General features: G+C 65.7%; 13 protein-coding genes. 10 read left to right on the top strand and 3 right to left on the bottom strand.

Annotation, left to right across the window (positions count from 1 at the left end; genetic code table 11):
• Positions 1-138: 138 nt before the first annotated feature.
• The 7 genes from BM154_RS17545 (at position 139) to ggt (ending at position 7,448) form a co-directional block, all read left to right on the top strand.
• Complete coding sequence (locus tag BM154_RS17545; RefSeq protein ID WP_074886983.1) at positions 139-1,497, top strand: M16 family metallopeptidase; 1,359 nt, start codon at positions 139-141, stop codon at positions 1,495-1,497.
• Complete coding sequence (locus BM154_RS17540; protein ID WP_074886980.1) at positions 1,490-2,980, top strand: M16 family metallopeptidase; 1,491 nt, start codon at positions 1,490-1,492, stop codon at positions 2,978-2,980. The genes BM154_RS17545 and BM154_RS17540 overlap by 8 nt, the downstream gene beginning before the upstream one ends.
• Positions 2,980-3,585: a 16S rRNA (guanine(966)-N(2))-methyltransferase RsmD gene (rsmD, locus tag BM154_RS17535; RefSeq protein ID WP_074886977.1), complete on the top strand. Its 606-nt coding sequence runs from the start codon at positions 2,980-2,982 to the stop codon at positions 3,583-3,585. Before BM154_RS17540 ends, rsmD begins: the two co-directional genes overlap by 1 nt.
• Before the next feature lie 38 nt (positions 3,586-3,623).
• The gene (locus tag BM154_RS17530) at positions 3,624-4,610 is read left to right on the top strand and encodes a hydrolase (protein ID WP_074887182.1); all 987 of its coding nucleotides are present in this window, start codon (positions 3,624-3,626) and stop codon (positions 4,608-4,610) included.
• Positions 4,611-4,755: 145 nt separating this feature from the next.
• Positions 4,756-5,238 carry a pantetheine-phosphate adenylyltransferase gene (coaD, locus tag BM154_RS17525; protein ID WP_074886973.1) on the top strand — a complete coding sequence of 161 codons (483 nt, stop codon included), beginning with the start codon at positions 4,756-4,758 and terminating at the stop codon, positions 5,236-5,238.
• 261 nt (positions 5,239-5,499) lie between these two features.
• The gene (locus tag BM154_RS17520; protein ID WP_074886970.1) at positions 5,500-5,751 is read left to right on the top strand and encodes a YfhL family 4Fe-4S dicluster ferredoxin; all 252 of its coding nucleotides are present in this window, start codon (positions 5,500-5,502) and stop codon (positions 5,749-5,751) included.
• A 2-nt stretch (positions 5,752-5,753) separates the two neighbouring features.
• Complete coding sequence (gene ggt / locus BM154_RS17515; RefSeq protein ID WP_139225474.1) at positions 5,754-7,448, top strand: gamma-glutamyltransferase; 1,695 nt, start codon at positions 5,754-5,756, stop codon at positions 7,446-7,448.
• Positions 7,449-7,510: 62 nt separating this feature from the next.
• Here ggt and BM154_RS17510 read toward each other — a convergent pair whose 3' ends face one another.
• The 3 genes from BM154_RS17510 to BM154_RS17500 all read right to left on the bottom strand — a co-directional run bounded on the left by BM154_RS17510 (position 7,511) and on the right by BM154_RS17500 (position 9,724).
• Entirely contained in the window at positions 7,511-7,852 is a 342-nt protein-coding gene (locus BM154_RS17510; RefSeq protein ID WP_074886965.1) for a multidrug transporter, read from the bottom strand.
• Positions 7,853-7,967: 115 nt separating this feature from the next.
• The gene (mutM, locus tag BM154_RS17505; protein ID WP_074886961.1) at positions 7,968-8,780 is read right to left on the bottom strand and encodes a bifunctional DNA-formamidopyrimidine glycosylase/DNA-(apurinic or apyrimidinic site) lyase; all 813 of its coding nucleotides are present in this window, start codon (positions 8,778-8,780) and stop codon (positions 7,968-7,970) included.
• Positions 8,781-8,857: 77 nt separating this feature from the next.
• Positions 8,858-9,724, bottom strand: coding sequence for an HDOD domain-containing protein (locus tag BM154_RS17500; RefSeq protein ID WP_074886958.1), 867 nt, complete (start codon positions 9,722-9,724; stop codon positions 8,858-8,860).
• A gap of 170 nt (positions 9,725-9,894) precedes the next feature.
• Here BM154_RS17500 and BM154_RS17495 point away from each other — a divergent pair, with 170 nt between their 5' ends.
• The 3 genes from BM154_RS17495 (at position 9,895) to BM154_RS17485 (ending at position 12,480) form a co-directional block, all read left to right on the top strand.
• The gene (locus tag BM154_RS17495) at positions 9,895-9,996 is read left to right on the top strand and encodes a DJ-1/PfpI family protein (RefSeq protein ID WP_425272838.1); all 102 of its coding nucleotides are present in this window, start codon (positions 9,895-9,897) and stop codon (positions 9,994-9,996) included.
• A 115-nt stretch (positions 9,997-10,111) separates the two neighbouring features.
• Positions 10,112-11,308 (top strand): class I SAM-dependent rRNA methyltransferase, encoded by a 1,197-nt coding sequence (locus tag BM154_RS17490; RefSeq protein ID WP_074886955.1) that lies wholly within the window; start codon positions 10,112-10,114, stop codon positions 11,306-11,308.
• 533 nt (positions 11,309-11,841) lie between these two features.
• Positions 11,842-12,480: a response regulator transcription factor gene (locus BM154_RS17485; protein WP_074886951.1), complete on the top strand. Its 639-nt coding sequence runs from the start codon at positions 11,842-11,844 to the stop codon at positions 12,478-12,480.
• Positions 12,481-12,489: the final 9 nt, after the last annotated feature.

The raw sequence follows: 12,489 nt of genomic DNA, 5'->3' as shown, positions 1-12,489 counted from the left end.
CGGATGCGTATCCTAGCACCTCCGCAGCCGCCACGGCTAAGCCACGAGACCGCTCTGACGGCCTGCTCCGGCGACGCTGCACCGCGCTCACACCCGACCGCAATCCCACGCCCGGCGTGGTTCAACGAGGAGAGAGGTTTGTCCAGTTCACTTGCCCGCCATCTCGCCGGCCTGCTACTGGCCGTCTGTGCCCTGCCCATCGGGGCGCAGGCCGCGGCACCGCAACCCACCCACGAATTCACCCTGGATAACGACCTCAAGGTCATCGTCCGCGAAGACCACCGCGCCCCCGTGGTGGTCTCGCAGATCTGGTACAAGGTCGGCTCCAGCTACGAGACCGCCGGCCAGACCGGCCTGTCCCACGCCCTGGAGCACATGATGTTCAAGGGCAGCCGCAAGCTCGGCCCCGGCGAAGCCTCGCGGGTACTGCGCGACCTCGGCGCCGAAGAGAACGCCTTCACCAGCGACGACTACACCGCCTATTACCAGGTGCTGGCCGCTGACCGCCTGGGCGTGGCCTTCGAGCTGGAGGCCGACCGCCTGGCCAGCCTGCGCCTGCCGTCGGAAGAGTTCGCGCGCGAGATCGAGGTGATCAAGGAAGAGCGCCGCCTGCGCACCGACGACAAGCCGTCGGGCCTGGCCTACGAGCGCTTCAAGGCCATGGCCTATCCGGCCAGCGGCTACAGCATTCCGACCATCGGCTGGATGGCCGACCTGGACCGCATGAGCGTGGACGAGCTGCGCCACTGGTACCAGACCTGGTACGTGCCCAACAACGCCACCCTGGTGGTGGTCGGCGACGTCACCGCCGACGGCGTGAAAGCCCTGGCTCAGCGCTACTTCGGTGCAATCCCCAAGCGTGACGTACCTGCTGCGAAGATCCCCCTGGAGCTGGCAGAACCCGGCGAGCGGCAGATCACCCTGCACCTGAAGACCCAGCTGCCGAGCCTGATGATGGGCTTCAACGTGCCGGGCCTGGCCACCGCCGAGAACCCGCGTGACGTGCATGCCCTGCGCCTGATCGCCGCCCTGCTCGACGGTGGCTACAGCGCACGCCTGGCCACTCGCCTGGAGCGCGGCGAGGAATTGGTCTCCGGCGCGGGCGCCTGGTACAACGGCTACACCCGCGGCGACAGCCTGTTCACGATCTCTGCCACGCCCAACGTGCAGACCGGCAAGACCCTGAAACAGACCGAAGCGGGCATCTGGCGCGAACTGCAGGACCTGCAGAACACTGCGCCCTCGGCCGAAGAACTGGCCCGCGTACGTGCCCAACTGATCGCCGAGCTGGTCTATGACCGCGACTCGATCAGCAGCCAGGCCACCGCCATCGGCCAGCTGGAAACCGTCGGCCTGTCCTGGAAGCTGATCGACCAGGAACTGGCCGAACTGGAGGCCGTGACCCCGGCCGACATCCAGAAAGCCGCCAAGACCTATTTCACCCGCGATCGCCTCAGCGTCGCCCACGTTCTGCCCGAGGAGAAGCGCGATGAGTAAGCGCAACGGCCCGCGCTATGCCCTGCTGGGCTTGTTTTTGATCGCCCTGCTGGCGGCCCTGGCCTTTACCGTCAAACGCGCGCCGGATGCCGCCCAGCCCGTCGCCCAGCCCGCCTCGGCCGACGACAGCCAGCTGCAGTCGCTGGCCGAGCTGGACGGCAAGGAACCGGCCCGCCGCAAACTGGACATCCAGAGCTGGCAGACCGCCGAAGGCGCCAAGGTGCTGTTCGTCGAAGCCCGCGAGTTGCCGATGTTCGACCTGCGCCTGACCTTCGCCGCCGGCAGCAGCCAGGACGGCGACGTACCCGGTCTGGCGCTGCTGACCAACGCCATGCTCAACGAAGGCGTACCCGGCAAGGACGTCGGTGCCATCGCCGCCGGCTTCGAGAGCCTGGGGGCCGAGTTCGGCAATGGCGCCTACCGCGACATGGCGATCACCAGCCTGCGCAGCCTCAGCGCCGCCGAACAGCGCGAGCCGGCCCTGAAGCTGTTCGAGCAGGTGATCGGCCAGCCGACCTTTCCGGCCGATTCCCTGGCGCGCATCAAGAACCAGATCCTTGCCGGCTTCGAGTTCCAGAAGCAGAACCCGGGCAAGCTGGCCAGCCTCGAGCTGTTCGAGCGCCTGTATGGCAACCACCCCTACGGCCACCCCAGCGAAGGTACCGCGCAGTCGGTTCCCGGCATCAGCCGCGAACAGCTGCAGGCCTTCCATGCCAAGGCCTACGCTGCCGGCAACGCGGTGATCGCCCTGGTCGGCGACCTGTCCCGCGAGGAGGCCGAAGCCATGGCCGCCGAGGTCTCCGCCGCGCTGCCCAAGGGCCCGGCACTGGCGAAGACCGTCGAGCCCGAGGCGCCCAAGCCTGGCTTGACCCATATCGAGTTTCCGTCCAACCAGACCCACCTGCTGATCGCCCAGCTCGGCATCACCCGTGAAGACCCGGACTACGCGGCGCTGTACCTGGGCAACCAGGTATTCGGCGGCGGCGGCTTCGGCACCCGGCTGATGAGCGAAGTGCGTGAGAAACGCGGCCTGACCTATGGCGTATATTCCGGCTTCACCGCCATGCAGGCGCGCGGCCCGTTCATGATCAACCTGCAGACCCGTGCCGAGCTCAGCGAAGGCACCCTGCAACTGGTCAAGGATCTGCTGCGTGACTTCATCGCCAACGGTCCGACCCAGCAGGAACTGGACGCCGCCAAACGCGAAATGGCCGGCAGCTTCCCGCTGTCCACCGCCAGCAACGCGGCCATCGTCGGCCAACTCGGCGCCATCGGCTTCTACGACCTGCCACTGACCTACCTGGAAGACTTCATGGCCAAGGTGCAGGCGCTCAGCGTCGAGCAGGTGAAAGCCGCCATGGCGGAGCACCTCGATCCCGAGGCCCTGGTGATCGTCAGTGCCGGGCCGACGGTCGAGCAGAAAGAACTGCCACCGCCCACCGACAAACCGGCTGAACAGCCCGCTGCAGTACCGGAGCACTGATGGCCAGACGACCGACCTCCGGCAAAGCGCCCGCCGCCCATGGTGGCGACGGGCAGCTGCGCATCATTGCCGGGCAATGGCGCAGCCGCCAGTTCAGCTTCCCGATGGCCCATGGCTTGCGGCCCACGCCCAACCGGGTACGGGAAACCCTGTTCAACTGGCTGGCACCTTACGTCGAAGCCGCCAAGGTGCTCGACCCCTTTGCCGGCAGTGGCGCGCTTTTTCTCGAAGCGCTATCGCGCGGCGCCGGCAGCGCCCTGGCCCTGGACCTCAACCCGGCGGCCGTGACCAGCCTGCGCGGCCATCTGGCGACTCTGCGCTGTGACAACGGTCAGGTGCTGCAAAGTGATGCCCTCGCCTACCTGCAGAGCCAGCCGGCCACGCCGTTCGATCTGGTGTTTCTCGATCCGCCGTTCAGCCAGGATCTGTTGCTGCCCGCCTGCACGCTGCTGGAAGAACGCGGCTGGCTGGCCGCCGATGCCTGGGTGTACACCGAGAGCGAGCAAGTGCCATCGAGCCTCGGCATGCCCGGCAACTGGCGCCTGCACCGCGAGCAGAAGGCCGGCCAGGTGCATTACGCGCTGTGGGAGCGTCGCCCGGCGTAAGCGCCGACGGCGGCCTGCACATGAGCGAGCGAGCGCAGATGGCCAGTTTCCAGCCGGCCTGGTGGCTGCCGGGGCCTCACCTGCAGACCCTGTGGGGCTCGCTGTGCCGCCGCGCGCCCGTGCTCGAACGCCAGCGCGAGCGCCTGTGGCTCGAGGACGGCGACTTTCTCGACCTCGACTGGCATGGCCCCCACGAGGCCCACGCCCCCCTGGTGCTGGTGCTGCACGGCCTGACCGGCTCCTCCAGCTCCCACTATGTGCTCGGCCTGCAACGCCAACTGGCCACCCAGGGCTGGGCCAGCGTGGCGCTGAACTGGCGCGGCTGCTCGGGCGAGCCCAACCTGCTACCGCGCGGCTATCACTCCGGCGCCAGTGAGGACCTCGGCGAAACCATTCGCCACCTGCGGGCCAAGCGGCCAATGGCGCCGTTGTATGCAGTGGGTTACTCGCTGGGTGGCAACGTGTTGCTCAAGTACCTGGGTGAAAGTGGCGCCGGCAGCGGCCTGCAGGGGGCTGCCGCAGTGTCGGTACCCTTTCGCCTCGATCAGTGTGCCGACCGCATCGGTGTCGGCTTCTCGCGCGTCTACCAGGCGCACTTCATGCGCGCCATGGTCGCCTACGTGAAGGACAAGCAGCGCCTGTTCGCCCATCAGGGCCAAGCCGATCGGCTGTCGATCCTGGAAAAGCTCGGCCCCCTGGACGGCATGCGCACCTTCTGGGATTTCGATGGCCGCATCACCGCGCCGCTGCACGGTTTCGAAGATGCCGAGGACTATTATCGACGCGCCTCGAGCCGCTTTTATCTGGGCCGTATTCAGACGCCGACGCTGCTGATCCAGTCCAGCGACGACCCGTTCGTCTACCCCCACAGCCTACCAGAGGCCAGCGAGCTGGCTGGCTGCATCCACTTCGAACTGCATGCCAGGGGCGGCCATGTCGGCTTCGTCGACGGCTCGCCACGCCGACCCGACTATTATCTGGAACGGCGCATTCCAGATTGGCTGCAGCGCCTGGCGATCGGGTAACGAAATCGCTTCTAAATAGAGCATTCTCCATGGATTCGGCGCGATAAACGCCCCTATTCGGGGCCATGAACGGGTCGCCGACTTGGCCCGCCCCGGCGTGCTGCGCTACCATCCGACTCCCCAACGCGCCTGCCAGGACGTCACGATGAATCGAGTGTTATACCCAGGCACCTTCGACCCTATTACCAAGGGGCATGGCGATCTGGTCGAGCGCGCCGCGCGCCTGTTCGACAGCGTGATCATCGCGGTCGCCGCCAGCCCGAAGAAGAACCCGCTGTTCTCCCTCGAACAACGGGTCGAGCTGGCGCGGGAGGTCACCAAGCACCTGCCCAACGTTGAGGTCATCGGCTTTTCCACGCTGCTCGCCTCGTTCGCCAAGGAACAGGGCGCCAATGTGCTGCTGCGCGGCCTGCGCGCCGTGTCGGACTTCGAGTACGAATTCCAGCTGGCCAACATGAACCGGCAACTGGCGCCGGAGCTGGAAAGCCTGTTCCTCACGCCATCGGAAAAGTATTCGTTCATCTCTTCCACCCTGGTGCGCGAGATCGCCAACCTGGGCGGCGATATCAGCAAGTTCGTGCACCCGGCCGTGGCCGAGGCCCTCGCCGAACGCTTCAAGGCGCGCTGAGCACCGGCGCAGCACGCCATATGGCGCGCGGACGTGCGCTGACGGCGACAATGCGGCACAATCGCGGCCAGCAGGCCGTTGAAAAACGTGATCGAGGCAGCCAGCGCAAGGCAAGAACAGGCGAAAAAAAGGAGTGTACGAACGGTACATGAGCATTTGAGTCTGTTTTTAACGCCACGACGGCAACCTAGACAGCTTTTCAACGGTCTGCTATCCGTTTGACTGTGTCGCGGCCGGTGGCCCGGCAGGAGCTTGCCTTTCATGTCCCTTATCATTACCGACGATTGCATCAACTGCGACGTCTGCGAGCCGGAGTGCCCGAACGCGGCGATTTCCCAGGGTGAGGAGATCTACGTGATCGACCCCAACCTGTGCACCGAGTGCGTGGGGCACTACGACGAGCCGCAATGCCAGCAGGTCTGCCCGGTAGACTGCATCCCGCTCGACGAGAACAACGTCGAAAGCAAGGAACAGTTGCTGGCCAAGTACCAAGCCCTCACCGGCAAGGCCTGAAGGTGCGCCGCCCTCTTCGCGGCCTCCATTCCCTGCGCGCCTTGTCCGGCGCGCTGCTTGTGCTGCTCAGCCTCGGCCTGCAGGCCGTCGAACGCCCTGGCAGCAGCGCCATTGCAACCGCCCATCCGGCCGCAACGGTCGCAGGCAAGGAAACCCTGGCCCTGGGCGGCAACGCCTTCGATGCCGCGGTAGCCATCAGCGCCGCACTGGCGGTGGTCGAACCCTATGGCTCCGGCCTGGGCGGCGGCGGCTTCTTCCTGCTGCGCAGCGCCGATGCCCGCTACGATTTCCTCGATGCCCGCGAACGCGCCCCGGGTGCTGCCCACGCCGATCTCTACCGCCGCGATGGCCAGGTGCAGCCGGCGCTATCGCGCGATGGTGCACTGGCCGCGGCCATTCCCGGCCTGCCCGCCGCCCTGGTCGAACTGGCAGAGCAGCACGGCAAACTGCCCCTGCGCGACAGCCTGGCGCCGGCCATCCGCCTGGCTCGCGAGGGCTTCCCGGTCGATCGCGTCTACCGCGACCGCGCGAAGATGAGGCTGGCGGCCATGCGCGACGACGCGGAAACCGCACGGCTGTTCCTGAGCGGCGGTGAAATTCCTGATGAAGGCGCGCTGCTACGCCAGCCGGAACTGGCCGATACCCTGCTGAGGCTGGCCAAGCATGGTCGCGACGGTTTCTATGCAGGCCCCATGGCCGAACGCCTGGTCGCCGGCGTGCGTGCTGCCGGTGGCATCTGGACGCTGCAGGACCTGGCCGACTACCACACGGTAAATCGCCAACCGATTCGCGTACCACTGGCCGAAAACCGCGAGCTGATCAGCGCGCCGCCGCCTTCGGCCGGTGGCGTGGCCCTGGCCCAGAGCCTGCTGATACTGCAGCAGTTGCCCTGGCGCGAGGCCGAGCCGGTGCAGCGCACCCACCTGGTGGTGGAAACCCTGCGCCGAGCCTATCGTGACCGTGGCCAGCTGGGTGATCCGGACTTCGTCGAGAATCCGGCTGCTCGCCTGCTCAACCCGGATTATCTGAAAAGCCTGAGCCGCGGTATCGATCCGTACAAAGCCACGCCGAGTAGCCAACTGCCACCGGCCGAGCCCTGGAAGGAAGGCGACCACACCACTCACTTCAGCGTAATGGACGCCGACGGCAACGCGGTTAGCGCCACCCTGTCGATCAACCTGCCATTCGGCGCCGCCTTCACGGTGCCGGGTACCGGTGTGGTGCTCAACGACGAGATGGACGATTTCGCCGCCGACCTGGCAGGTGCCAACGCATATGGCCTCTCCGGCAGCCAGGCCAACGCCATCGCCGCCGGCAAACGCCCTCTGTCGAGCATGAGCCCGACCTTTATCGACAGCCCCAGCGAATTCACCAGCTTCGGCACGCCGGGCGGCAGCCGTATCCCTAGCATGGTGCTGCTGTCGATCCTCGAGTACCTCGACGGCCAACCGATTGCCAGCTGGCCGGCGGTACCGCGCTACCACCACCAGTACCTGCCGGATGTCATCGAGCACGAGCCGAATACCTTCAGCGCTGCGCAGGTCGCCGAGCTGCAGGCACGTGGCCACCGGCTCAAGGATGTCCAACGTGAGTATGGCAATCAGCAGGTGCTGCGCTGGAGCAAGGCCAGCGGCCAGGTCGAAGCGGCCAGCGATCCGCGCGGTATCGGCAGCAGTACGGTGCAAACCACACGCTGAAAAATCGCCAGGCAATAAAAAAACCCCTGAACAGGGGCTTTTTTATTGCGCGATGGCCGCGATTACTGGCGCTGGTTGTAGCCGTCGCCAGTGCAGCCCAGGCAGCGCACGAAGGCTGCCTTGCCCGGCTCGACCACCAGCGCACGGCCGGTAGCGCCGATGCCGCCACCCATGGCCGAAAACGGCAGGGCCACGACGAACGCCGCCGCGCCGATGGCGGTAGCGCCGATCAGTAGCGGGCGGGCGATCAGCAGGTCACCGATCATGGCAAAGCCATCCGGGGCCTGAACGGTATAGAGCGGGTCACCGCTGGCGTTCTGCTGCACCTCTTGCGCATTGGCGGTCAGCGCCAGCGAGGCAGCAGTCAGCGCCAGAACAGCAGCGCAAGAGCGAAACAGTTTCATGGGGCGATCCTTCAGAGGTATACGGGCGATGCGCTAACTATAACAGCGCGCCGGCAATTGTCGCGTGATGGCCGTCAATCGCTGAACAAGTACTCAGGCTATCGAATGAAACGGCTTATCGCTGACATTTCGGACAATAAACACTGGCCCGCTGGCCCAGCTTCACCTCGCGCAGGGTGCTGCCACAGACCTTGCAGAACTGGCCGCCACGGCCATAGGCGAACAGCTCCTGCTGGAAATAGCCGGGCTGGCCGTCGCCGCCGATGAAATCACGCAGAGTGGTGCCGCCGCGCTCGATGGCATGGGCCAGCACCCGCTTGATCTCCCCGGCCAGGCGCACGTACCGCGCCCGTGATACGGTGCCGGCCGCGCGGCGCGGATCGATGCCAGCAGCGAACAGCGCTTCGGTCGCGTAGATGTTGCCGACGCCCACCACCACGGCGTTGTCCATGATGAACGGCTTGACCGCCACGGCCTTGCCACGCGACAGCCGATACAGACGCTCGCCATCGAACAGTTCGGTCAGCGGCTCGGGGCCCAGACGCGCCAGCAGTTCATGTTCCAGGGGCAATTCGCTCCACAGCAGCGCGCCGAAGCGCCGCGGGTCGGTGTAGCGCAGCGCCAGCCCGGACTCCAGTTCGATGTCGACATGCTCGTGCTTGGCTGCCGGCAGCCCGGCCTCGACCAGGCGCAGGTTGCCCGACATGCCCAGGTGGCTGATCAGCGTGCCGGCCTCGGCCTTGATCAGCAGGTACTTGGCGCGCCGCTCCACGGCCTCGATACGCTGCCCGGACAGGCGCACGTCCAGATCCTCGGGGATCGGCCAACGCAGGCGCCGCTCACGGACGATCACCCGGCTGACGCGCTGGCCAATAAGATGGGGCGCGATACCACGACGGGTGGTTTCGACTTCTGGCAATTCAGGCATGGCGGCTACTTCAGCAGGCTGGCGAGGCCGCCACCCTAGGGGCTGCCTCGTTGTGGCGTCAACCGTGGCCGCCTGGTTCAGGCGGCGCCGAGGTCGCGAATGCTCTCGCGCAGGCTCTCGAAGTCGTACTCGGAGAGCCCCACGTAATCCAGAATCAGCGGCTCGATGGCGCGCCACTCGTGGTCTTCGCTCTGGTTGCCCAGCACCTGGTAGCTGCGGCAGATGTGCTCGGCCATCTTGAGAATCGCCAGCAGGTTTTTCAGCTGCGCGTCGCGGCCGTTTTCCTCGGCAAAGATGGCCAGGGCATTGTGGTGGTTGGCAATGGCATCGCACAGGTGCAGCGGCAGGTTCCACGACTTGGCGGTGTAGTAACCGACCACCGCGTGGTTGGTGTTGAGCAGGCGGTTTTCGGTATCGACGATGCGCCGCTCGGCACTGGCGCTGGCATAGGACTCTTCAAGCACCGTCATGTAGTCGGGAAAGCGCTTGAGCATCAGCGGAATGCCGCAGTTGTGGAACAGCCCCAGCGTATAGGCCTCATCGACGGACTCGTAACCAATGCGCTTGGCCAGCGTCAGGCTGGTCATGGCCACGTCCTGGGCGGTATCCCAGAAGCGATTCAGGGTGACGATGGTCTCGTCGGTCATCTCGCCGCGAATCGAAAGGGCGTTGACCATGTTGATCACCGAACGGCTGCCCAGCAGGTTGACCGCGCGCTGGATCGAGCCGATGCGGTTGGCCAGGCCGAAATACGGCGAGTTGACGATTTTCAGCAACGCACCGGACAACCCGGGATCCTGGCTGATCAGCCGTGCGATGGCCTTCAGATCCGGGTTGGGCATGTACTGCTCGAACTGCAGATCAACCATGATCTGCGGCTGCGGCGGCACGCTGATGCCCTGGAGGAACGTCTGGATCTGCTCGGCGGAGAGTTCTTTTTCCATGGATGGGCGCGGCGTGAAAGGTGATCGGGCACACAGTCTACCCGCTGGCAGGTGACTTTTGGCGCCCCGGTTACAGAACAGATCTGCAGGTCGTCGCCTGGTCTGAACTTCATCGCTCGCCACGCCCCGAATATGGCTTACCGTGCATATTTCGGAGAGGTTTATTTGGGATGGACAAGGAAGTGGTGGTCGACGGCAAGCTGACCAGCAGCCGCACCCCGGACGACCTGCCGGCGTTCAACCAGAAACTGATCGCCGCGCTCGCCGCCTGAGCCATGGCATGGACGGCGCCATGAACCCTGAGCGGGCGTCCACCGCCTTGTAACGGCGGCAAGCAGCCGCCGGGCTCCTCGTTTAGAATGCGCGTTTTTTCAACGGAGCCCACCCATGTCCCTGCCCAGCCTGCGCCTGAAAGCCAATGCCGACCGACGCCTGCGCGCCGGCCACCTGTGGGTCTACAGCAACGAGATCGATGTTGCCGTCACCCCGCTCAATGCCTTCGAGGCCGGCGACCAGGCGATCCTCGAGGCCGCCGGCGGCAAGCCCTTGGGCATCGTTGCGCTGAGCCCCAACAACCTGATCTGCGCCCGCCTGCTGTCGCGCGACGTCAAGCACGTGCTCGACAAGTCCCTGCTGGTGCACCGCCTGAATGTCGCCCTGAGCCTGCGCGAGCGGCTGTTCGACCAGCCTTGCTACCGCCTGGTGTACGGCGACTCCGATCTGCTGCCGGGCCTGGTGGTCGACCGTTTCTTCGACATCCTCGTGGTGCAGCTGGCCTCGGCGACCATGGAGCGCCACAAGGAGGATGTGCTGGCAGCGCTGATTCAGGTGATCAAGCCCAGCGGCATTCTGCTCAAGAACGACTCCGCCGCCCGCGATGCCGAAGGCCTCGAACGTTACGTCGACACCGCCTTTGGCGTGGTGCCCGAGTGGGTCGCCCTGGAAGAGAACGGCGTGAAATTCGAAGCACCGGTCATCGAAGGCCAGAAGACCGGCTGGTTCTATGACCACCGCATGAACCGCGCGCGCCTGGCGCCCTACGTCAAGGGCAAGCGGGTGCTCGACCTGTTCAGCTACATCGGCGGCTGGGGCGTGCAGGCTGCAGCCTTCGGTGCCAGCGAAGTGTTCTGCGTGGACGCCTCGGCCTTCGCTCTCGACGGCGTGGAGCGCAACGCCACGCTCAACGGCTTCGCCGAGAAAGTCACCTGCGTGGAAGGCGACGTGTTCGCCGCCCTGCGTGAACTGAAGGCTGCCGAAGAGCGCTTCGACGTGGTAATCGCCGACCCACCCGCCTTCATCAAGCGCAAGAAGGACATCAAGAACGGCGAGGCCGCTTACCGCCGCCTCAACGAGACCGCCATGCGCCTGCTCAACAAGGATGGCATTCTGGTCAGCGCCAGCTGCTCCATGCACCTGGAAGAGGACAACCTGCAGAACATCCTGCTGACCAGCGCCCGCCACCTGGATCGCAATATCCAGCTGCTCGAACGCGGTGCCCAGGGCCCGGATCATCCGGTGCACCCGGCCATCGCCGAGACTCGCTACATCAAGAGCCTGACCTGCCGCCTGCTGCCCAACAGCTGACCCGCAGCCCGGCCCGCGGTGCCTTGCAACAGGGCGCCGCGGGCGACAAGAGGTGCGCCCGCAGGGCTTTGCCGCACTCGGCGCCGTAACGCCGGCTGCGGCGCAACGGCTCTAGGCGCCCTCGCCCGGGCCATCTCACCGCCGCCCGCCTGCATGCCAGAGTTCCGGCGCAGCGCCCTTGGCGCTGCGCCGGTGCCTGGCGCCCCGTCCTGCCCTTCCCCCTACTACCGCTCTGCAGGCATGGCGGTCGCCGGCCGGCAACGCTCGGCTCGGCCCGGGATGCAGGTAAAGCCCCATTCTCGGCTCGATGCCATTGCCCCAAACCGACGCCGATTGTCGCAAGCGCAGCACATCGGCAGCAGGTTCCGCCACATCCTGCGCAGACCAGCTAGCGTTATTGGAAAGCCGTTCGCCAGCACGAGGGCGCGCCGCAGGCGCCTCGGCAGGCCGCTGATGATTATCTAGCTACTCGCGGCCAGGGCAGCATCGCCCAGGCGATTTGCCCCGTGGCCCAACTGCCCAAGGATTCACCGATGATCAAACTAATGATCGCCGACGACCATATGCTCATGCGCGAAGGGCTCAAACGCCTGTTCGAGCTGTACGACGATGTGCGGGTGGTCGCCGAAGCCGCCGATGGCAGCCAGGCGCTGGAGCAACTGCGTCTGGTCCGCGTCGATCTGCTGCTGCTCGATATCAGCATGCCCGGCCTGAGCGGCGAAGCCCTGATCACGCGTATCGCTCACCAGTACCCAAGGCTGCCCATTCTGCTGCTCAGCATGCACAACGACCCCCACCTGGTCATGCGGCTGATGCGCAGCGGCGCCAGGGGCTACGTGACCAAATCGCAGTCGCCGGAGATCCTCGTCGAAGCGATAAGAGCGGTCGGCGGCGGCAACCGTTACCTGGATCCGGAGCTGATGGAGCCGATTGCGCTCAGCAGCCTCAAAGCCGCCAGCCGAAGCGGGCTGGACAGCCTGACCAGCCGCGAATTCCAGATCATGCGCCTGTTTGCCGCCGGGCTGAGCGTCAACCAGATCGCCAATCAGCTGGCGATCAGCAACAAGACCGTCAGCACGCACAAGATCAATCTCATGGAGAAAATGAAGTTCTCCACCAATGCCGACCTCATTCGCTTCGCCTCCGGCCTGATGAGTTCTGACATCGCATAAGGAAATCCC

The organism is Phytopseudomonas argentinensis (assembly GCF_900113905.1).
GTDB classification, from domain to species: domain Bacteria; phylum Pseudomonadota; class Gammaproteobacteria; order Pseudomonadales; family Pseudomonadaceae; genus Aquipseudomonas; species Aquipseudomonas argentinensis.
This window is presented reverse-complemented; position numbering and strand designations above follow the sequence as displayed.

Coding starts and splice junctions, on each gene's coding strand:
- BM154_RS17540 (WP_074886980.1), top strand. CDS start 1,490: ATGAGTAAGCGCAACGGCCCGCGCTATGCCCTGCTGGGCTTGTTTTTG.
- rsmD (WP_074886977.1), top strand. CDS start 2,980: ATGGCCAGACGACCGACCTCCGGCAAAGCGCCCGCCGCCCATGGTGGC.
- BM154_RS17530 (WP_074887182.1), top strand. CDS start 3,624: ATGGCCAGTTTCCAGCCGGCCTGGTGGCTGCCGGGGCCTCACCTGCAG.
- coaD (WP_074886973.1), top strand. CDS start 4,756: ATGAATCGAGTGTTATACCCAGGCACCTTCGACCCTATTACCAAGGGG.
- BM154_RS17520 (WP_074886970.1), top strand. CDS start 5,500: ATGTCCCTTATCATTACCGACGATTGCATCAACTGCGACGTCTGCGAG.
- BM154_RS17510 (WP_074886965.1), bottom strand. CDS start 7,852: ATGAAACTGTTTCGCTCTTGCGCTGCTGTTCTGGCGCTGACTGCTGCC.
- mutM (WP_074886961.1), bottom strand. CDS start 8,780: ATGCCTGAATTGCCAGAAGTCGAAACCACCCGTCGTGGTATCGCGCCC.
- BM154_RS17500 (WP_074886958.1), bottom strand. CDS start 9,724: ATGGAAAAAGAACTCTCCGCCGAGCAGATCCAGACGTTCCTCCAGGGC.
- BM154_RS17495 (WP_425272838.1), top strand. CDS start 9,895: ATGGACAAGGAAGTGGTGGTCGACGGCAAGCTGACCAGCAGCCGCACC.
- BM154_RS17490 (WP_074886955.1), top strand. CDS start 10,112: ATGTCCCTGCCCAGCCTGCGCCTGAAAGCCAATGCCGACCGACGCCTG.
- BM154_RS17485 (WP_074886951.1), top strand. CDS start 11,842: ATGATCAAACTAATGATCGCCGACGACCATATGCTCATGCGCGAAGGG.